General features: G+C 65.4%; 18 protein-coding genes and 1 pseudogene. 6 read left to right on the forward strand and 13 right to left on the reverse strand.

The features are described from left to right. Positions 1-688: 688 nt before the first annotated feature. Positions 689-922: a hypothetical protein gene (locus tag VKV57_09860; GenBank protein HLW60209.1), complete on the reverse strand. Its 234-nt coding sequence runs from the start codon at positions 920-922 to the stop codon at positions 689-691. Between the two features lie 436 nt (positions 923-1,358). Further along, positions 1,359-1,958, reverse strand: a complete 600-nt coding sequence (locus VKV57_09865) for a LysE family translocator (protein ID HLW60210.1) — start codon at positions 1,956-1,958, stop codon at positions 1,359-1,361. Between the two features lie 56 nt (positions 1,959-2,014). Here VKV57_09865 and VKV57_09870 point away from each other — a divergent pair, with 56 nt between their 5' ends. Beyond that, complete coding sequence (locus tag VKV57_09870) at positions 2,015-2,968, forward strand: AraC family transcriptional regulator (GenBank protein ID HLW60211.1); 954 nt, start codon at positions 2,015-2,017, stop codon at positions 2,966-2,968. A gap of 530 nt (positions 2,969-3,498) precedes the next feature. Here VKV57_09870 and VKV57_09875 read toward each other — a convergent pair. From VKV57_09875 to VKV57_09890, 4 genes are all read right to left on the reverse strand, one after another. Further along, on the reverse strand, positions 3,499-4,323 hold the full coding sequence (locus VKV57_09875; GenBank protein HLW60212.1) for a lytic transglycosylase domain-containing protein: 825 nt from the start codon (positions 4,321-4,323) through the stop codon (positions 3,499-3,501). A 190-nt stretch (positions 4,324-4,513) separates the two neighbouring features. Next, positions 4,514-5,719, reverse strand: a complete 1,206-nt coding sequence (locus VKV57_09880) for an MFS transporter (GenBank protein HLW60213.1) — start codon at positions 5,717-5,719, stop codon at positions 4,514-4,516. A gap of 7 nt (positions 5,720-5,726) precedes the next feature. Continuing rightward, complete coding sequence (locus VKV57_09885; protein ID HLW60214.1) at positions 5,727-6,515, reverse strand: glutamine amidotransferase; 789 nt, start codon at positions 6,513-6,515, stop codon at positions 5,727-5,729. Further along, positions 6,482-7,786 carry a MurT ligase domain-containing protein gene (locus tag VKV57_09890; GenBank protein HLW60215.1) on the reverse strand — a complete coding sequence of 435 codons (1,305 nt, stop codon included), beginning with the start codon at positions 7,784-7,786 and terminating at the stop codon, positions 6,482-6,484. The genes VKV57_09885 and VKV57_09890 overlap by 34 nt, the downstream gene beginning before the upstream one ends. A gap of 377 nt (positions 7,787-8,163) precedes the next feature. Between VKV57_09890 and VKV57_09895 the strand changes: the two genes are divergently transcribed. The 4 genes from VKV57_09895 to VKV57_09910 all read left to right on the forward strand — a co-directional run bounded on the left by VKV57_09895 (position 8,164) and on the right by VKV57_09910 (position 11,146). Further along, complete coding sequence (locus VKV57_09895) at positions 8,164-8,370, forward strand: TOBE domain-containing protein (protein HLW60216.1); 207 nt, start codon at positions 8,164-8,166, stop codon at positions 8,368-8,370. A 19-nt stretch (positions 8,371-8,389) separates the two neighbouring features. Next, positions 8,390-9,223 (forward strand): molybdate ABC transporter substrate-binding protein, encoded by an 834-nt coding sequence (gene modA / locus VKV57_09900; GenBank protein ID HLW60217.1) that lies wholly within the window; start codon positions 8,390-8,392, stop codon positions 9,221-9,223. Between the two features lie 69 nt (positions 9,224-9,292). Next, complete coding sequence (locus VKV57_09905) at positions 9,293-10,066, forward strand: ABC transporter permease (protein ID HLW60218.1); 774 nt, start codon at positions 9,293-9,295, stop codon at positions 10,064-10,066. 60 nt (positions 10,067-10,126) lie between these two features. Beyond that, positions 10,127-11,146 (forward strand): ABC transporter ATP-binding protein, encoded by a 1,020-nt coding sequence (locus VKV57_09910; protein ID HLW60219.1) that lies wholly within the window; start codon positions 10,127-10,129, stop codon positions 11,144-11,146. A gap of 20 nt (positions 11,147-11,166) precedes the next feature. Here the strand turns inward: VKV57_09910 and VKV57_09915 are convergent, their stop codons facing one another. Continuing rightward, positions 11,167-11,877 carry an NlpC/P60 family protein gene (locus tag VKV57_09915; GenBank protein HLW60220.1) on the reverse strand — a complete coding sequence of 237 codons (711 nt, stop codon included), beginning with the start codon at positions 11,875-11,877 and terminating at the stop codon, positions 11,167-11,169. A 269-nt stretch (positions 11,878-12,146) separates the two neighbouring features. Between VKV57_09915 and VKV57_09920 the strand changes: the two genes are divergently transcribed. After that, positions 12,147-12,617, forward strand: coding sequence for a bifunctional nuclease family protein (locus VKV57_09920; protein ID HLW60221.1), 471 nt, complete (start codon positions 12,147-12,149; stop codon positions 12,615-12,617). A gap of 11 nt (positions 12,618-12,628) precedes the next feature. Here the strand turns inward: VKV57_09920 and VKV57_09925 are convergent, their stop codons facing one another. The 6 genes and pseudogenes from VKV57_09925 to VKV57_09950 form a co-directional block, all read right to left on the reverse strand. Beyond that, positions 12,629-13,372, reverse strand: a complete 744-nt coding sequence (locus VKV57_09925) for a glucose 1-dehydrogenase (GenBank protein ID HLW60222.1) — start codon at positions 13,370-13,372, stop codon at positions 12,629-12,631. Beyond that, positions 13,372-13,860 carry a DUF402 domain-containing protein gene (locus tag VKV57_09930; protein HLW60223.1) on the reverse strand — a complete coding sequence of 163 codons (489 nt, stop codon included), beginning with the start codon at positions 13,858-13,860 and terminating at the stop codon, positions 13,372-13,374. Before VKV57_09930 ends, VKV57_09925 begins: the two co-directional genes overlap by 1 nt. A gap of 181 nt (positions 13,861-14,041) precedes the next feature. Beyond that, complete coding sequence (locus VKV57_09935; protein HLW60224.1) at positions 14,042-15,199, reverse strand: SpoVR family protein; 1,158 nt, start codon at positions 15,197-15,199, stop codon at positions 14,042-14,044. Between the two features lie 15 nt (positions 15,200-15,214). Continuing rightward, a complete protein-coding gene (locus VKV57_09940) occupies positions 15,215-16,369 on the reverse strand; it encodes a DUF444 family protein (protein HLW60225.1) in 1,155 nt (384 codons plus the stop codon). Between the two features lie 40 nt (positions 16,370-16,409). Further along, on the reverse strand, positions 16,410-18,074 hold the full coding sequence (locus tag VKV57_09945) for a hypothetical protein (GenBank protein HLW60226.1): 1,665 nt from the start codon (positions 18,072-18,074) through the stop codon (positions 16,410-16,412). Between the two features lie 384 nt (positions 18,075-18,458). Beyond that, a pseudogene (locus VKV57_09950) lies at positions 18,459-18,644 on the reverse strand (universal stress protein). Positions 18,645-18,674 lie beyond the last annotated feature (30 nt).

Genomic DNA, 18,674 nt, shown 5'->3' on the forward strand with positions numbered 1-18,674 from the left:
TGGCGGTGACAATCACGGTAGTGGCGGCGGCGGCGACGATCACGACAAGGGCGGCGGCGACGACCACGGCAAGGGCGGCGGCGACGACCACGGGAATGGCAGCGGCGACCACGGGAATGGCGGTGGTGGCGGCGACGATCACGGCAAGGGCGGCGATGGTGGTCAAACCAACTAGCTACGAACTAGTGCGCGGCGACTAGGATTCTGCCCGAGATACTCAAGACGATATTATGAGGGACACTGCGAGGCCGGGGAGGATTCCCTGGCCTCGCAGGCATGACGGCGCTTCCCCCGGTGCAGTTACCTTCAGACACGCCGTGCCGACAGGCGGGTTAACAACGGCTCATCCGGAGGATCCTGCTAAAAAGTCATTTTGTGAGACCACTTCACACTTCAACGGCCCCCCGATTCTTCGCAAACGCTCGCGGAAGCTGAGGGAAGGGTCGGCAGCGCGACACATCAGGTACTCATCAAGCCGAAGTTGGTGGCGCAACAGTTTCCCAGCCTGCACGGCCTCTGCCTGAACGTGCCCTATTCGCCGGATTGACTGCACGGCGTCCACGACCTCTTCAACCCGGTCAGCGCGGCGAGGAAGAGCACCCCGTCGGCGTCTGCGAACACCCAGTCATCACTGCCGACGGTCCACTCGCTCGCTAGCGCCGACGTGAGCGCCTGTGGATGACGCGGATCAAGACGCTGTGGACCCACCGCGCAGGTACCGCAACTGAACCGAAAGCCCGATTCGGATGAGATCGGCCGTGTTGCGGTGGGCGCCCCAGATGATAATCCCTGCCAGCCCGCATGCCTGCGCCTTCAGGGCAATGAGATCGCCGACACAACTTTCATCCCATCTGCCGCCGTTCTCAACCACGAGCACATCGCCGCGCCGAGCTGCGTCTATCGCCTCAAGGAAGATATCCACGCTGCCGCAGTGTCGTGGCAGGGAGGACGCGACCAGCCAGTCTGCTCTAAGGCAGCAGGGGGCGGATGGTGGGGGGCGCGAGGCGCGTGGGTGCCGCAGTCGAAGGGACGCGTCGGCGAGCAAGGGCGTCGAGAGCTCGGCAAATGTTTCGACAATGTGGATGATCGTCGGCGGAGTGCCGCACCCCGATCGATGGTCGGGCGCTCATCAATCTCTTTCGTCCGCTTTGGCCGCCCGGAGCACAGGCGATATACTTTTTCGAAGCCACTTTGGGAGAATGACCAAATGCGCAACGAGCAGCCTCCGCGATTTCCTTGCCGCGGAGTCCCGCGGACGGAAGGAGAATGACAAGCGTCGCGTTTCGGCACCGATCCACCAACGGTAACTGGTCATCAGCGATCCGCCGGCAGCCATGGCCATTCACATCGGACTTGTGCTACCAGATGATGAGAGCAATCGACAGGACGAGAAGGGCTCCCATGCAGGCGTTGAAAATCCTCAGCCTGCGGGGGCCGCGAAGGACTTGATGGAAGGAGGCGCCGAACGCCAGCCACAGGAATCCGCTTGGCAGGGCGGCCAGGACGAACAATCCCCCCAGCGACGCCGCCTGCACCACGGGGCTCCCCGCCCCCGATCTCAGAAAGGTGCCGGCAGCGCTCGCACTCACGAGCCAGGCTTTTGGGTTGACCCACTGAAAGAGGGCGGCGGTCAGATAACCGACGGGGGCCTGTGCCGACACCGAGTCGATATGGGTGGAGGAGGTGGCAATGTTCCATGACAGGCACAGGAGACCTGCGGCTCCGCCCCAATTGAGGATCTTGAGCACCAGAGGATGCTGGAGGATGAGAGTGCCGAGCCCGAGCGGAACAAGGAACATCATCGCCCCCACGCCGGTCGCGACGCCACTCAGGCACTGTAGGCCTTTTCGCACCCCGGCGTGGGCGCCGACCGCCGTCAGCATGATGTTGCTGGGACCGGGCGTGACCGCCGCCACGACGGCGAAGAGAAGGAACGCCACGACCTGCTCGGTAATCATACGCTACCCCCCCACCGGATCGGCAGGCTCGGGGCCTGTCGCGAGGGATGCGAACGATGCATCACAAGGGAACCAAATCGGGCGCCGAAGGTCTTGCAGGATCGTGCCAGGGGACGGCGGCGGGCTGGATCGCCAGCACGGGGCCGCTCGAGGGCGTCGAACTCTTCCGCGCGTGGTTCGCGGGGGAGGCCTACCAGAAGCATCGGCATGACACGTATGCCATCGGTGTCACCGACTCGGGCGTGCAAGTCTTCGACTATCGGGGATCGGTCCGGGCCAGCACTCCGGGACAGATCGTCGTGCTGTATCCCGATGAGATCCACAATGGACGCGCGGGGACGCGCGAGGGCTTCGGGTATCGGATCGTTTACGTGCAGCCGTCGCTCCTGGCAGAGGCAGTGCGGATCCTGCGGGGGAGGCCTTATCCGCTGCCGTTCGTGAACGAGCCGGTATCGACAAACGCCAGGCTGTTGCGAGCCGTCAAGAGAGCCTTCCGAGCCCCACTGGAATCGCTGGCCGCGGATAGCCTGCTCGTGGACCTGGCGGAAGGATTGATGGCCGGAGAGCGAGGCGCTGCGGGACCCATCGTGTCGCGGCGCGTTGACGTTCGCGCGGTCGAACGGGCTCGCCGGTTTCTTGATGCCGAGAGGACCCGTATCGTGCACTCGACGGAACTCGAATCGATCACCGGATTGACACGGTATGACCTGGCCCGCCAGTTCAGGATCATGTTTGGGACCAGCCCGTACCGGTATTTGCTCATGCGGCGGCTCGAGTTCGCCCGGGAACAGATGCTCCGGGAACGCGCGTTGGTCCAAGTCGCGTGCGACGCGGGGTTTGCTGATCAGGCGCACTTCACCCGGGCGTTCAGGGCGGCGTTCGGACTGACCCCCGCGCGTTACCGCGCCCTCAGGATGGGGCGCTGTCCATCGATCGGCCCCGGCCCAGCGCCACGAGGGTTTCGACGCAACGATCCGTCCGCCCCCGCCGCAGGCATCGGGAGCGGGTGACAATGAAATCGACACAGACTCCCCCTCCCCGAGCGGCTCGGGGGCCGGCTCGGTATCCCAGGGTGCGCCGGACTCCTGCAGATCCAACGTCGGGCACCTGAGACGCTGTCCGGCAGTCCGGGGGATGGACGGCCATTTGCAATCCTGAGGGGAGGAGAAGCAATGCAGGTGGAGCACCTGGGACACCGACCGGTTATCGATCCCACGGCGTGGGTAGCTCCCAACGCTGTCCTGTCGGGATCGGTGGTGATTGGACCGCGTACTCGTGTGTTGTACGGTGCCGTGTTGACCGCCGAGGGTGACGCTGAACTCAGAGTCGGACCAGAGTGTGTGATCATGGAACAAGCAGTCTTACGTGCCGCCGGTCGATTCTCGCTGCAACTCGGAGAACACGTGCTCGTGGGCCCCCACGCCTATCTTGCGGGATGCCACATCGGTGCGCGCAGCTTCATTGCTACCGGGGCGATGGTGTTCTAAGAGGGGGGACCTACAGGAAGAATCTCCGAAGGAGTCCGTCGTCCGAGGGTCGACTAAACGGCCCGCCGCAACTGGCTCTGCAACCAAAGCACCGCGCGCACATACCACTGCGTCTCGGGGTACGGTGGAATGCCGCCGTATCGCCTCACGGCGTCGCCCCCCGCATTATAGCCGGCGAGGGCAAGCGGCCAGGTACGAAACTCAAGATAGTTCCACCGAAGAATTTCGGCTGCACCGAGCACGTTCTGCCACGGATCAATCGGGTTCACTCCCGCGGCCTGCGCCGTACCGGGCATAAGCTGGCCGAGCCCTAACGCGCCCGCCGAGCTGATCGATTGGTGGTTAAACCGGCTTTCCACGTAGATCACCGAGGCGAGCAGCCAGGGATCGAGGGCCTCTCGCTCTGCCGCGGCCTCGACCGCCTGCCCGAGCCAAGCGGCCTGGCTGCGCGTCAATCGTGGGTTGCTCGCGTAGGCCAGGGCGGCGATCCCCAATTGGGGATCGACCGATCCTGGGATTCGGGTGTTGAGCGCCTCGAGCCGCATGAGCCAGGCTTCTGCGAGACGGCCCACATCAGACGTGTGCGGACGGCGTAGGGCCTCACGGAAATAGTCGCCGGCTACATTCCACTGTCCCAAAGCGGCGGCGGCAGACCCCGCCCAAAGTGCGGGAAGGGCGTCGCCGGGAGCCTTGGTGGCGGCCGCGGCAAACACCTGTAAGGCCTGGGCGGGCGCGCCGGCACGGTAGGCCACGATTCCGTCGCGCAGCAATGCCTGTGCGGTCTCGGATGCGGCCGCGGGACCCGGCATCCCCGCGGAGATCCCCGCCGCGACGACCATCGCCGCAAATTTCAGCGCCCATCCCTTTTGTCCACCCATGCGTGCGACCCCCGCCCGATGCTCGTCTCCGTACTGGTAATGATGCCCCAAAGACGACATGGCCGGACCGGGGTGGGGGATTGTGGTGCCCCAACCGTGTAAGTGGAAAATGGAGTCCCGTTGGGAACGTGCAGGGTGCCGCCGCCCGTCGGGTTGGCAGGCAGGGACGATTCAGCGTCGGGAGCTTACGTCACCGGGACGCTTGCCTGCGGCGGAGAATGGTGACGGCGAGGATCGTGCCGGCGGAGAGCAGCGCCGCGCTGCCCACAAAGGGCGCCTGAGGCCCCAAAGCATCGTAGAGGATCCCGCCGAGCAGCGGCCCGATGACCAACCCGGCCCCCTGTGCGGTCTCCGATGCCCCCATCACCATACCGGTGCTCCCCGGGGGAGCGGCTTCACTCATTAGCGCAAGCCACGCGGGGGAGGAAATCGCGTAGCTCGCTCCCAACAGGAGTGCCGCCACGGCAAGCAACGGGAGGTTTCCCTTCCCCGCCAAGGGCAACAGCCACATTCCGCAGCTGGCGGCGACCATCCCCCATCCGACGCTGCGGGACCGGCCCGTCCGATCGGCCAGCCGGCCCGCCGGGACAGAGGCGAGCGCGACCGCCAGCACGATGATCAGGAACAGCGTTCCAATCCACTGATCGCTGAGCTGCACCACCTCGTGCGCGTAGATCACGAGGATGGGGGCGAGGAGCCCCACGCCGAACATCTGGATGAATGCCACGAGGAGCATCGGCAGCAGCCAGGGGGAGCCGCGGACGCCCTGGATGAAGCCGATCGCCGACGTTTCGGCGGCCCCCTGATAGGCGGTCGAGGGGGCGCCGGGATCGCGATAAACGACGATCGCCAGTACGGCCGCGATCAGCAACAGCGCGCTAGCAAGGTAGAAGCCGAACGTATACCCTCCGAGAAACCCCGCGACGAACAGACCCAGGGCCGGGCCGAGCGCGAGCCCGGAGAGGAAAAACATGTTCAGGGTCCCCATCGCCGTAGCGCGCCGCTCGCCCCCGGCTCGGTCCAGCATCGTCGCTGCGGCGACCGGCCAGAGCGCTGCGCTGCCCATCCCGTCCACCAGGCGGAGCGGGACGAACAACCAGGGATGTCGTAGCAACGTCATGAGCAGCGGGGCGACGCTGCTGAGGAGCAGCCCTCCCACGATCACGGGACGCCGCCCGATCCGATCGGCGAGGCTTCCCCAGGTCGTCTTGAACACAGTCTCGACCGCGGCAAACGTCGCCACCACCACGCCGACGAGCGTCGCGCTCGCGCCGAGGCGTTCCTTCAAAAACAACGGAAGCAGTGGGATGACGGTCGCGAATCCGAGCTCCGCAATGCCGACGACTGCGGCGACGCGGATCAGCGTGCGGTCGATGCCGTACCAGCGGCCCCCCACGTGCAGGCTACCGGGCCGGCGGATTCCCTAGCCGAGCCAGCATGACCGCCCGGGCCCGCGTTTCGAGAGCATCGGAGAGCGGGGCGAGCTGGAACCCCGGGTGGCGGCGGCCGACGGCCTCGCAAATCAGGCGGTCGGCAAATGCGGGGTTCTTAGGCAGCAGCGGACCGTGCAAGTACGTGCCGTAGACCCGACGGGAGGTCGCTCCCTCCCAACCGTCCTCGCCGTTGTTGCCGAACCCGACGAGCACGCGCCCCAGCGGACGCGCGCCGGGCCCCAGATGCGTCCTCCCTCCGTGGTTCTCAAACCCGATGAGCGGCGCGGCCATTCCCTCGACCTCGATCTCGAGGTTGCCGATCAATCGACGTGCGGCCGGGCCAGGGTGTTCGGTCCAGAGGTCGAGGAGGCCCGCCCCGGGCAGCTCCTCGCCTTCGGCCGGCCGGTAGAAGCGCCCGACCAACTGGTACCCTCCGCAAACCGCCAGCACCACCGCGCCGTCCTCCACCGCCTCCAGCAGCGGCCCGCGCTTCACCCGGCAGAGGTCATCCGCGGCGATTCGCTGCTGGCGGTCTTCGCCTCCGCCGATAAAGAAGAGATCGGTCGACGCCGGGTCGATCGTCTGCCCCAAGCCCACGTCGGTCACCGTCACCGGAAGCCCACGCCAGAGCGCCCGTTGGGTGAGGACCATAATGTTCCCCCGGTCTCCGTAGAGGTTGAGGAGATCCGGATACAGATGACAAATGCGCAGCGCAGCATCTCCGCTCAATGCTCCCAGAACCCCCCCACGGCTCCCCACCGGTGCAGCACCTCGCGCAGCGCGAGCATCGCGGTGTACGTGGGGAGCACGAACAACGGCTTGCCCCCGGCTCGCGCCAGCGACACGCGCAGCGCCGGCTCGTACCCGCGCTGGACCTCGATCGCCTCCTCGGCCATCCCTGCGTATCGGAGGCGCAGCGCCATATCTTCCGCGCGCAAGCCGGTCACCACCACGTGTGCCACCCGCCCCGCCAGCATTTCGGCGTCGACGTCCCAGAGCCACGACACGTCCCGGCCATCTGCGATGTTGTCGTTGATGGCGATGAGCACAACCGGCAGGGACCCGGCCGACAGCACCGTGCGCAGGACCTCGTTAAACCCCGAGGGGTTCTTGACGAGCAGCATCCGGAGCTCGCCGCCGTTGACGGCGATGCGCTCGGCCCGGCCGAACGCCGGGACGAAGGACGCCACTCCCCGCCCCACATCCTCGAGCGAAGCGCCGATCTGGAGGGCCGCCGCCGCCGCCGCAAGGACATTGTACACATTGTAGAGCCCGGGCAGCACCGTCGAGATCGGGGTCGACCGCCCTTCCCGGACAAGCGCCAGCGTAAACGCCGCTCCATCGGGGCCGGCGAGCGCCACCTCCCGCGCGGCGACGTCGATCGCCGGGCGGACGGTGCCACAGGTCAAACATTGATACCGCCCCATGTGACCGAAGTAGGTCAGCGCGTACACGTACGGGGTTCCGCAGCGATAGCAGTACCGCGCCTCGGCGGTGTGCTCGATCGCCGGAAGCGCGTGCCGCTCGTCGTCGATCCCGAACGTCACGAGCCGCCCCGGCAGTCCGCGAACCGCGTCGTACACCAGGGGATCGTCCCCGTTCGCGACCAGCACGCCATCCACCGGCAGTGATTCGCCCGTCGCGCGCCACAGTTCGGCGATGTGGTCGATCTCGCCGTAGCGATCCAACTGGTCGCGGAACAGGTTCGTGAAAACGGCGACTCGCGGTGCGAGATGAGGAACCACACGGGGAACCGTGGCCTCGTCCACCTCGAAGATGCCGATGTCTCCGGAGGGACGGCCGAACAGGTCAGCGTTTCCCACCAACGCGGAGGCGATTCCCGCTGCGAGGTTGGCGCCCGCCCGGTTATGCACCGGGTGGCGGCCGATGGTCTCCAGGATATGCGCCAGCAGACGGGCCGTGGTGGTCTTGCCGTTGGTGCCGGCGACGACCACGCTGCCGAAGCGCAGGCGTTTAGAAAGACGCTGCAGGACGCGCGGTTCCACCGCCCGTGCGACGCGCCCGGGCATCGTGGTCCCTCCTCCCTGGCGAAAGAGACGGCTGAGGCACGCGGTCAGCTTTCCAAGTGCGATCGCGGCACTCAGGCGCATGCCGATATCATACCCTCCCCCGCCCATCGGGTCACGCCCACTCGCTCACGGGAAACGGACCGAACTGGGCTGTTATATTCCCATATAAATCCCAATATGGTATATTAAGGACTATGGAGGACTTCATCACCGCTCGCGAAGCTGCCTCGATCCTGCGCCTCCACGTGAAGCGCGTCCAAGCGTTGGCGAGGGGCGGACAGCTTCCGGGATCCAGGATTGGCCGAAAATGGCTGTTTCCCAGGGCCCAGCTCATGGCCAGACTTGAGCATCGGACCAGCCGCCGGAGGGAGACCGATGTGGAAATCAGCGCGCGCAACCAGCTCCGCGGCCGGGTGACGGCGATCTCGCTCGACGGGGTGATGGGCGAAGTCCGCATCCAGCTCGGCACCCAGGAACTGGTCTCGGTCATCACGCGGGCATCGGTGGAACGGATGGGTCTCAAGGTCGGTGATGAAGTCCTTGCGGTGATCAAGTCCACGGAGGTCATGATCGGCAAGTCCTGAGAGCTGGCCGATCCCCAGGGTGAAAATCCTACGCCGCCGCACGTCCACCAGGAGGAGATCCTTCCGCGCCATCGGCGCCGGTCTGATCGCCATGTGCCTCCTCGGGATCGCCCCCCGCACGGTGGCGGCGATCTCGATCCCAACATTTACCGTGTTTGCCGCGGCCTCGCTGACCGAGGCGTTCACGGTACTGGGGAAGATCTTCGAGACCCAGGACCCAAACGCCCGGGTCACCTTCAACTTTGCGGGATCCCAGCAACTCGCTCTGCAGATCGAGCAAGGTGCACAGGCCGACCTCTTTGCCTCTGCCGATGACCGGTGGATGATCTATTTGCAGAAGCGGGGGCTGCTCATGACGACCCCCGTCGAATTCGTAAGAAACCGCCTGGTCGTCATCTATCCTCGGTCGAATCCCGGCCAAATCGCAGGCTTGCAAGACCTTGCCCGCCCGGGCGTGAAACTCGTGATCGAGACCGATGCCGTTCCGGCCGGCCACTACTTCCGCCAAGTCCTGGCCAAACTCGCCAAGGCGCCAGGAGTTGGCGCCGACTACGCGCAGCGCGTGCTCCACAACGTGGTCTCCGAGGAAGACAATGTGAAGGCCGCGGTGGCGAAGGTTCAGTTGGGCGAGGCCGACGCGGGCGTCGTCTACCGTTCGGATGTCACCGCGCCGGTCGAAGAGCGGGTGCAGATTCTCAGCATTCCCGACCCCTACAACGTCATTGCGACCTATCCCATGGCAATCCCCAAAGGGGCCGCGTTCCCGGCGACCGCGACACAGTTCGCCCGGATGGTCCTCTCTCCGCTCGGGCAGCAGATCCTGCGCGGGTACAATCTCCTCCCCGCGCCCTGACCTGCCGCTTTCGTGGGCCGCGTCGCCCCTTCCTCGGTCCTCGATCGCTCCGCCCCGCGGCGGTCCGCCGTGCTGGCCGTTCTCCCCATCACGGCCGGCGCCCTGTTCCTCGCGCTGCTCGTTCTCCCGATGCTCGGCTTGGTCATGCGCATTCCCCCGGGCGAGTTGCTGGACAGGCTGGGGAAGCCGTTCATCCTCCAGGCGCTTTGGCTCAGCCTCAAGACCTCGCTGGCCTCGACCGCGGCGGTCGCCATCCTCGGCCTTCCCGTAGCGTACCTTCTGGCGATGCGCCAATTTCCTGGAAAATCTGTTCTGGAAGTGCTCGTCGACCTCCCGATGGTGCTGCCCCCCACCGTAGCCGGGGTGGGACTGCTGCTCGCCTTCGGCCGCACCGGGCTCACCGGCCGTGAGCTGGCGGCCCTCGGGATCACGATCCCGTTCACCTCGCTGGCGGTCGTTCTCGCTCAGATGTTCGTCGCCGGGCCCCTGCTCGTCAATGCCGCGCGCGCCGGCTTCGAACAGGTGGACGCAAAATACCTGCGGGCCGCGGCCACCCTGCGAGCTCCCTCTGCCTACACCTTCCTCCGCGTGGTGCTACCGCTGAGCCTGCCGTCGCTGATCGCCGGGGCGGCCATGACGTGGGCCCGCGCCCTGGGCGAGTTTGGCGCCACGATCACCTTCGCCGGCAACCTCCCCGGCCGCACCCAGACGATGCCCCTCGCCGTCTACGAAGCGCTGCAGAGCGACTTGGATGCGGCGGTGGCATTATCGGTGATGCTCCTCCTCGTTTCGTTCGGGATCCTCTTTGCGCTGCGGAACCTCCCGCGGGCTCTGCGGAGGTAGCCGGCCCTGCTGGAGGCAGAGTTCGCCAAGCGCCTGGGGGCATTCGACCTGACGGTCAAGCTGACCGCCGAGGCCGGCAAAACGCTGGTGCTTGTGGGAGCGAGCGGTGCCGGGAAGAGCACGATCCTTAACATCCTGGCCGGCCTGACCCAACCGGATCAAGGGACAATCCGTCTCGACGGGGGCACCTACCTCGCCAGCGACCTGAAGATCACGGTTCCGACCGCCGCGCGCGACATCGGGTACGTCTTTCAGGATTATGCGCTCTTCCCCCACCTCACCGTCGCGGAAAACGTCGCCTTTGGACTGCGCGCACAGCGGGTGCCCAGGCCGGATCTGGCGGCGCGCACGACCGCCGCGCTGGACCAACTGCACATCCGAAACCTCGCCGCCCGCAGGCCCGCGCAATTGTCCGGCGGCCAGCAGCAGCGCGTCGCGCTGGCCCGGGCGCTCGCCCTCCGGCCGCGGCTCCTGCTGCTCGACGAGCCGTTATCCGCCCTCGACCTGCAGTCTCAGCGCGAGGTGCGGACGGAGCTTCGCCGGATTCTTGCGCTCCTCCCCTGCGTCACGGTGTTCGTGACCCACAATCCGGTGGAGGCCGTGATCTTCGGCGACAGGATCGCGGTGATCGAGGAGGGCCGGATCGTTCAGGTCGGGACCCGCGAGGAACTTCTGCGGACACCTCGCTCGGGGTACGTGGCGGAACTGATGGGGCTGAACCTCTTCCGGGGCCGCGTCGCCTCGCGGGACCCCAACGGCCTCGCGGAGGTTCGCACCGAAAACGGCACCCTGCGCATCGTCGATGCGCAGGGCGAGGGGGAGGTGTTCGTCGCCGTGGACCCCAGGGATATCACCCTGCACACCGGCGCGCCGACCGGGACGGCGCAGAACGTGTTCTTCGGGACGATCATCCAGTTGATACCGGAGCCGCCCCGGGGGGAGCGCGTCCGCGTCACGTTGGCGACCCGGCCGCCGCTTGTCGCGGAGATCACCGCCCGCGCGGTGCGCACACTGGCGCTTCGCGAGGGCATGAGCGTCTACGCCAGCTTCAAAGCGACGGCGGCAAGGGGGTATCGGTGAGCGATTCGCCCCAGCGGGGGTTAGAGCCGCCGCGCCCCCAGATACCGGGCCCTGAAGTAAGGTTCCTCGATCGAGGAGATGATCACGCCCCGGGAGGATGCGTGAATGAAGCGGTCCTCACCGATGTAGATCCCCACGTGGGACGCGCCGGTACCGTAGGTATGGAAGAAGACGAGGTCGCCGGGGTTGAGCTGCTCCCGGGGGATCAGCCGCCCGGCTTGGTATTGCCCAAACGAGGTGTGGGGCACCAGCCGTCCAAACGCCGCGAACACGCGGGCGACCAGCCCCGAGCAGTCGAACCCGTAGTTCCCCACCCCGGACCACTGGTACGGCCTGCCGAGGTACTGGTAGGCCATCCGCACGATGTCCCCCGGCTCGCTCAGGGCCCGGGCGGGCGCCGCTAACCTTGTGGGGGCCGGTGCCGGCGGCCGGCGGTCGGCGTGCTCGAGGGGTGTTTGCAACGAAGCGATATCGGGCGGCGGGGTCTGGGAGCCCGCGTCGGGAACGGAGCGGTCCGAGGCAGGCGTCCCGGGAATGGACAAGCGCAACCCCGGGTGGATGATCGACGTCAACGCGAGGTGATTGGCGGCGACCAAATCGGCCGGGCGGACACCAAAGCGGTGAGAGATCCGCCACAGCGTGTCTCCCTGATGCACCGTGTAGATCTGCCCGGCGTGCGCAGCGCTCCACGGCCAGAGCATGACCACCAGGAAGCCAACCACTCCAGCCACGCCTCGCCCCATCGGCGTCGAGCCTCCCCGTCTGTGGTGCGTTTGTCTGTCTCGCGGACCGGTGCCGTGCGGCGACGACATCCAGTGCGGTTGGTCCAGGCACGTCTCGGACCCTGATCGACCTCCCGAGCTACTGATGGTTGTGTATACCCCATGCCTCTTCGTCCTAGCGCGCGTGTCTCCTTCCACCGTGTGAGACTTTTCGTGCGATTGAGCGCTCTGTTATAATGGACCCGCACAACGCGAATCGATGCCCGGGGGGCCGAGGCATGATCGGGATGAAAGTGCGGACCGTGGCGATGGACCAGCAGATGAATCCGGTCGTGCTGCTCGTCGACAACGCCGAAACGCTGGCGCTCCCGATCTGGATCGGCACGGCCGAGGCCCAATCGATCGCCCTGGAACTGCAGGGAGTCCGCATGCCCCGCCCCATGACCCACGATCTGCTGCGCACCATCCTCACGCAGCTCACCGTGAGCGTCAACCGGATCGTCGTGACCGACATCCAGAACGGAACGTACTTTGCGGAGATTCATCTCCAGAACAACGGGGCGGAGGTTGTCGTGGACTCGCGGCCGAGCGATGCGATCGCGCTGGCCCTGAGGACCGAGGCTCCGATTTATGTCGAGGAGAAACTTGCGGCGGGGGCGATCCAGCTGAAGAAGGCGTTCGATGAACACGAGGTCGAAGAATTCAAAAAATTTCTCGAGAAGGTCAAACCGCAGGACTTCAAACAGTAACGGCGCGCCGTCTAGCCCGTCACCACTCCGCCCGATACGATCAGCGTCTGCCCCGTCACGAAGGCCGATTCGTCCGAGGCGAGAAACACCGCCGCGCGTGCGATTTCTTCGGGCTGGCTGAACCGTCCCAGGGGGATCCTCGAGGCGATCTGCTCGCGCTCGGCGATCGTGCGGTCAGCGTGGAATGCTGTCTCCGTGTATCCGGGGGCGATGGCGTTCACCCGCACGTGCGGCGCCAGGTCCCGGGCGAGGCACTTGGTCAACATCAGCGCCGCGGCTTTGCTCACGTTGTAGTGCAGCGGCCCCGTGCCGGGTTCGATCCCCCGCATCGAGGCAATGTTGATGATAACCCCCCGCCCCTGCCGGATCATGAGCTCCCCCGCCGCCCGTCCGGCGAAGAACGGACCGGTGACGTGCACGGCCAGCATCCGCGCCCATCCGGCCTCATCGATCTGCCAGATGCCGGCCCGATCCACCAGCCCGGCGTTGTTGACGAGGATGTCCACCCGGCCCCAGACTTCCGCCGCCTGCGCAATCAGCGCGTTGGCCTCTCTGGGGCTGCCGACGTCGGCCTGAATCGCGAGCGCGCGGCCGCCCGCCCGTACGATCGCGTCGGCGACCGCCTGCGCCTCCCCGATCGACCGAGACGCGTTGAGAACCACCGACGCCCCCTCGCGGGCCATCGCCTGGGCGATCGCGCGTCCGATCCCGCGGCTCGAACCTGTGATCACCGCAATCCGATGGTGCAGACGCATTACGGGGCCTCCGCCGCCCGAGCCAGCAGGTCCCGCGACGTCCGCTCCAGCTCCCGCACCACCTCGGGGGCTTCCCGCAGCACGCGGTCCCGCGCTGCCGCGATCGCCGCGCGCTGCTCGGCCGAGAGATCCAGCGGCAGCCGGTCCTCGTCTAGAACCTGGGTCCGGAGATCCGGCGTCACCAGCACGTCCACCTCGAGGTCCTGCCACTCCACCCGCCGGTCCGTGATGCGGACCGGACCGCTCACGTTGAAGTACCAGGCCACCGTTTCCCCCCGCGGGGAGATCCAGTGGTAAACGTTATACGGCCGGCCGGCCCAGTAATAGGCCACCGTGACCATCCCCGGGGTGAGATCGATGCCGCCGAGGCGCCGGGCGCGGGTGAGCGTGTACAGCAGCACGGCACGGGAGGCGGTCATCTCCACCGCGACGCAGGGGAACTGCTCGACCCCTCCGCTGAGCGTACGCTTGACTTCGAGGACTTCCATGCGGGAGGATTCCGAACCGTGAACGGCATCCCCTCCCCCCGCTGGCGGTCGGGGGTCTCCCCGCGGCCGGAGCGACCCCCCCCGGCAGCCCCCGCTCGAGGGGCTGCGAATCTGTGCTGGGGAGGCGCGCTGAGCTGGGAGGGATTCAGGCCGCCCGCCGCCGCCCCGCGGCGAGGTGAGACTAGGTCGAGGACAACCCTCGGCGATCGTACGTGTACACCTTGCCATTCGCGCGGAGTTTCACGGGGTTACGCCACAAGGAGTAGACAGCGCGGAGGAAGAGGTTGATCCGCTTCGGCTCCAGCTTACGGTCCTCGTCGAGATGCACGAGCAGGAGATCCCGGCCCTGGGAAGTGGGGTCGACCTCGATCCGCGGCTCCCCCTTGTACAGTTTTTGGGCAATCAGCATCTCCTTCACCTTTTGGAGATCGTAGTTCTTCTGTTTTTCCTTGGGGTCGTAGACGAAGATGTCTAGGCGCCGCACTAATTCCTCGGTCAGCGTGAGGTCGATCAGGCTCACGTCCTCGTAGAACCGGCGGAGCTCCAGCGCCCGGCCGAACCCCTCCTCTTCGCGCACGTGGGCGAACAGCGTGTACCCGATGGTGTACGGCGCCGGCCGGTTGCAGAGCTGGACGGAGATGCTGGCCCATTCCTTCGCCGTGAGCAACCGGTTGAGGAGTTCGGCCTCGACGAACGTCGCCCACCCTTCGTTGATGATGTGCGTCCGCTGGATCAGGTCGAAATACTCCGCCTCTTCCCGGATCGACTCGAACAACGTCCGCTCAAACTCCTCCAGCGGCGCGCGTTCCTCAAGATAGTAGATCAGTCGTTTCTGCTGCTCCTGGGGGCTTCGCTCGAACGCATTGACGGAGGTGGCCACGGTCAACAACGCGTCGAGCAGCTTTTCGATGCGCTCCCGCCCGTACTCCGCCTCGTACCACCGGATCATGCGGGCATGCTGCTCGGCAATGTTCAGCATGTTCTTATTGGATTTTCGATACCAGTGGTTGTTCGCGAAGAAATCCGCGTGGCCGAGGACGTGGGCGATGACGAGAACGTTCTGTAGGTATGTGTTCGTGCTTCTCAAGAAAGCGTGGGACGGAATCGTATTCAGCACCAGCTCGAGGATGGTGAAGACTTCCTTCGCCTGCTGCATGACCAGCTCTTTGTAGGTCCCCCCCCAGTACCAGTGGATGAACCGGTTGGGCAGCCCCATGCTGGCGACTTCGGCGATTTCATCGCTATCGGTGATCTGGAAGACCACGGGATCGAAGGCCAGCCCACGATCGTGGGCCAGGTTTTCCAGCTGACGGATCACCCCCTGGTACTCGCCGATCATCTGCCGTCCCTCACGCTACCGCCGCGGGGTCCCGGCATAGCGCCGCGTGGCCTGGGCGTCGAAGAAGGCGAGGAAGTCTTTCATCGCCGCCCGGATCGTCTCGATGTCCATCAGGTTGGCGAACAGCGCCCCCTCACCGGTCTTGGCGACCTCTTGCACGTACTCGCTGAATCCGCCGATCCCCCGTCCGCCCGGATTCACGTGGCCGTAGATGACAAGATCAAATGCCCCCCGGGCTTCCTCGAACCGTTTCTTCGCCTGATCGAAGTCCCCCGAGCTGGTCTCCCCATCCGTAAACATGAAGAGGAACTTGTCGTACTCCCGCGCACCCTCCAGCAGCTCAATCGCCTTCTCGAACCCCGTGCTGATGTGGGTTCCGCCGCTCGACTCCACACAGAAGAACTCATCGCGCATCTTTTCTTCTGCGACATCCTGGAACACCACGTACCGGCGAAGATTGGTCGGGTACCGCCGCTCGAGATAGTGCCAGATGATGAAGATCGTCTTGCGGACCAAAGACAGATACTCTCCGCGCATCGATCCGGAGACGTCGAGTACGTAGACCTCCACCGAACGGTTGTTTTGGAAGCTCGTGGGGTCTTCAATGAAGTACCAGGCATCCTGCTGGACGTCGACATCGTAGTCGAGAACGCCGCGCTCCCGGGCGTTGCGATAGAGGCTTTGAACCATCGTCTCCTCGAGGTTGAGGTCGGCCCGGATCCCGATCCGGTCGAGGTCGTCCAGCTCCGGCATATCCTGACTCTCCACCTCGCCCCACCGCGCGGGCTCGTGGAAGGCGGGGAGCCGCAACTCCTCAAGCAGCACCTCTTGCGCGAGTTTGACAAACTCGTCGAAGTCAAGTTCCACCCGCAGCTCTTTACCGTGGTGATCCCCGCCCATGAGCCCCCCCAGGGCTTGGATCCGACCATCCCCCGCTCCGGATCCGCCCGTCCCCGTCCCGCCGCTGCCGCTCCCGGTCCCCTGGGCGAGATACTGCGTCTCCTCGGCAAACTTCAACGTGGGCAGGTCGAGCGTGGCAATCTGGGTCTTGACTTTACCGTCGATGATCAGCTCTTTCTGCTGGATGAGCTCGTTGAGATTTTGTTTCAGATACTCTCGGAGGTGATGGTCGTGTTTGTGCTGGGCGATCCGCCCTCGGTGGATCTTCATCCGATCTCTCCGGCCGCGGCTCCCGGGGCCCGCCGGACGATTAGAAGCTCCTCCCGATCACTTTGAAGAGCGCCCGGGCGCAGTACTGGCAGTAGCCGTGCTCTTCGACGGCGCTGCGCTGCAGGACATCCAGCAGCTCGCGGCTCTTGGGATCCATCTCCTCGGTTTTCTCATACAGCCGCAGGCAGTTCTTGATCTTGTTGAAGACGAGCTCGTTGATCGCGCCCCGGAGATGCTCGTGGTCGCGGTAGCTCATCCGCCGCAGCTCCTCGCGCCGTTCCACCAACACGTTCTCGAACGCGACCCGCCCCTGGCGACTGATCTGCCGCTTCTGAACCAGCGCCCCTTCCACTTCGTCAATCAACTCCTTCTCGCTGTCCACCAGGGCTTCGCCCAACACGTTGCGGGCGGCCGCATCGAGATAATTGAGGTAGAGATTCTGGCCGTAGTCGTAGAAGTGCGTGGGGACGATGTCCTCGACCATCTGGTCGACTTTTTTGTTGACGAAATCGACCTTGGTCTCCTCGAACAGCTTCAACAGGTCTTTCTGGTTCAGGTCCTTGATCGACTGGTGCTCAAACGTTCGCTCGATCGCCTCGGTCATGACCTCCAGATCCAAGCATTGACGGGCGTGGGTGTAGGCCAGAGAAAACGCATCCTCGAAAAACCGCGGGCTGAGGCCCCGCAGGCCCTGGGACTCCTGCCGGGTCCGAATCGCGTAGGTAGCCGCCAGCTCGAACACGTCCTGCGGGATGTGCTTGGTCTCACCCCGGACCTGATTGGCCCGCTCCACGAGCGCACGGTAGATGCGCGTCTCCCCTTGGACGTCGACGTTGTACGGGAAGTCGATCTTGTGGATCCGCCCCCGCAGCGGCTCCATGATGTCCTCGGCCAGGAACACATTGTACTCGGGATAATTGGTATGGCCGATCACGACCTCGTCGACGTGAACCGTCGGGAAATTGGCAAGGTCGATCCGCTTCGACTGGATGAGCTCCAGGAGGAGCGAAAGGAGCTGGCGCCGGCTCTTGAACACCTCCGTCCAGTCCAGGATGCCTCGGTTCGCCCAGATCACCTTGCCATCGAAATCGTAGGCATCGGGATCGTAGGTCGAGCCCCGCTCCTTCAGCATCGCGAAGTTGATGTTGCCGACGAAGTTCGTGATGTCTTCGCGTCGGAGGTCGGTCGGGGTGTGCTTGGCCACCCCGATCTTGTCGCGGGCGGAGAGGAGGACTTGCCGAACCGGCACGGTGCGCCATCCGCCGTGCGAGCCGATCACCCGCTCGCACACGGGACACGGCACCGCCTCCTCGTGCCACCAAATGCCCTCGGTTTCGCGGACGTCGGAGGGAATCAGGTCGAACGGATGCTGATGGAACGGGCATCCATCCACGGCGTACACCAGCCCGTCGGGTTTCCCCGAATACTCCTCCAGCCGCCGCTTGAGCTTATCGACGGTCATCGACTTCCCGGAGCCCTGCGGGCCCACCAGGAGCAGCAGGCGCCGCTCCATGCTCATCGCGTAGCCTTTGAAAAACGCCACGATGTCGTCGAGCTGCCGGTCCATCCCGTAGATCCCCTCGAACACCTTGTCCTTGCCGAAATAGTCAATCATATCGGCAATGTAGTGCAGGGTGGTCCGGGTCAGGCGCGGATCTCGTCGGCTGGCGGCAAGGTAGGCCTCAACGGTGTTGGTCACGGTCATCTGCGTCTCCTGGAATGGTGTACGCGGGACCCCCCACGCCGGTTCATGTCGCTTCTTCCCCTTTCACCGTGGCCACAAACACAAAAACTCAGCACGGGATCGGGTGATCTCCCGGCTGAGCCTCGCTTTCCTGCAACGCCGTTGCCGCCACGACAGTTGGCCCGATGCTGCGCGTCTCCTACTTGGTCGAAGCGCCCGGGCGACCCGGAGCACTTCGGGGTGCGTGTGCGCTTACCGCATCTATGCCCAACGGCTTGAACTTTGAGCAGAGTATAGCCCCACCGTGGAACCCTGTCAATGAAATCGCACGCGGCGCGGCCAAAAAGCGTGCGGCGAGTGGCGGTTCGATCGGGGAGCCCGGACGGGCCGGCGCGCCCCGCCGGATCAGATCGCGCCGGTCGGTTCCGAGCGAGGATACCGGATCAGCAGGATCGGCCTGGGAAACTTCGACATCACCCGGGACGCAACACTCCCGGCAAACACGGCATCGATCCCCGCGCGGCCGTGTGTCGCCATCACGATCAACTCCGCGCCGACGCGGGCGGCTTCTTCCAACACCCCCTGCGCCGGCTCTCCCCCGGCGCTGCTGCTGCAGCTTGT

Source organism: bacterium (genome assembly GCA_035307765.1).
Classification (GTDB): Bacteria; Sysuimicrobiota; Sysuimicrobiia; order Sysuimicrobiales; family Segetimicrobiaceae; genus Segetimicrobium.

What these genes read in the sequence shown, in the direction of transcription:
- VKV57_09890 (HLW60215.1), bottom strand. Translation starts at nt 7,786, where the DNA reads ATGCCCGGGCGCGTCGCACGGGCGGTGGAACCGCGCGTCCTGCAGCGT.
- VKV57_09935 (HLW60224.1), bottom strand. Translation starts at nt 15,199, where the DNA reads ATGATCGGCGAGTACCAGGGGGTGATCCGTCAGCTGGAAAACCTGGCC.
- VKV57_09865 (HLW60210.1), bottom strand. Translation starts at nt 1,958, where the DNA reads ATGATTACCGAGCAGGTCGTGGCGTTCCTTCTCTTCGCCGTCGTGGCG.
- VKV57_09875 (HLW60212.1), bottom strand. Translation starts at nt 4,323, where the DNA reads ATGGGTGGACAAAAGGGATGGGCGCTGAAATTTGCGGCGATGGTCGTC.
- VKV57_09930 (HLW60223.1), bottom strand. Translation starts at nt 13,860, where the DNA reads ATGGAAGTCCTCGAAGTCAAGCGTACGCTCAGCGGAGGGGTCGAGCAG.
- VKV57_09945 (HLW60226.1), bottom strand. Translation starts at nt 18,074, where the DNA reads ATGACCGTGACCAACACCGTTGAGGCCTACCTTGCCGCCAGCCGACGA.
- VKV57_09920 (HLW60221.1), top strand. Translation starts at nt 12,147, where the DNA reads ATGATCGGGATGAAAGTGCGGACCGTGGCGATGGACCAGCAGATGAAT.
- VKV57_09940 (HLW60225.1), bottom strand. Translation starts at nt 16,369, where the DNA reads ATGAAGATCCACCGAGGGCGGATCGCCCAGCACAAACACGACCATCAC.
- VKV57_09925 (HLW60222.1), bottom strand. Translation starts at nt 13,372, where the DNA reads ATGCGTCTGCACCATCGGATTGCGGTGATCACAGGTTCGAGCCGCGGG.
- VKV57_09870 (HLW60211.1), top strand. Translation starts at nt 2,015, where the DNA reads ATGCATCACAAGGGAACCAAATCGGGCGCCGAAGGTCTTGCAGGATCG.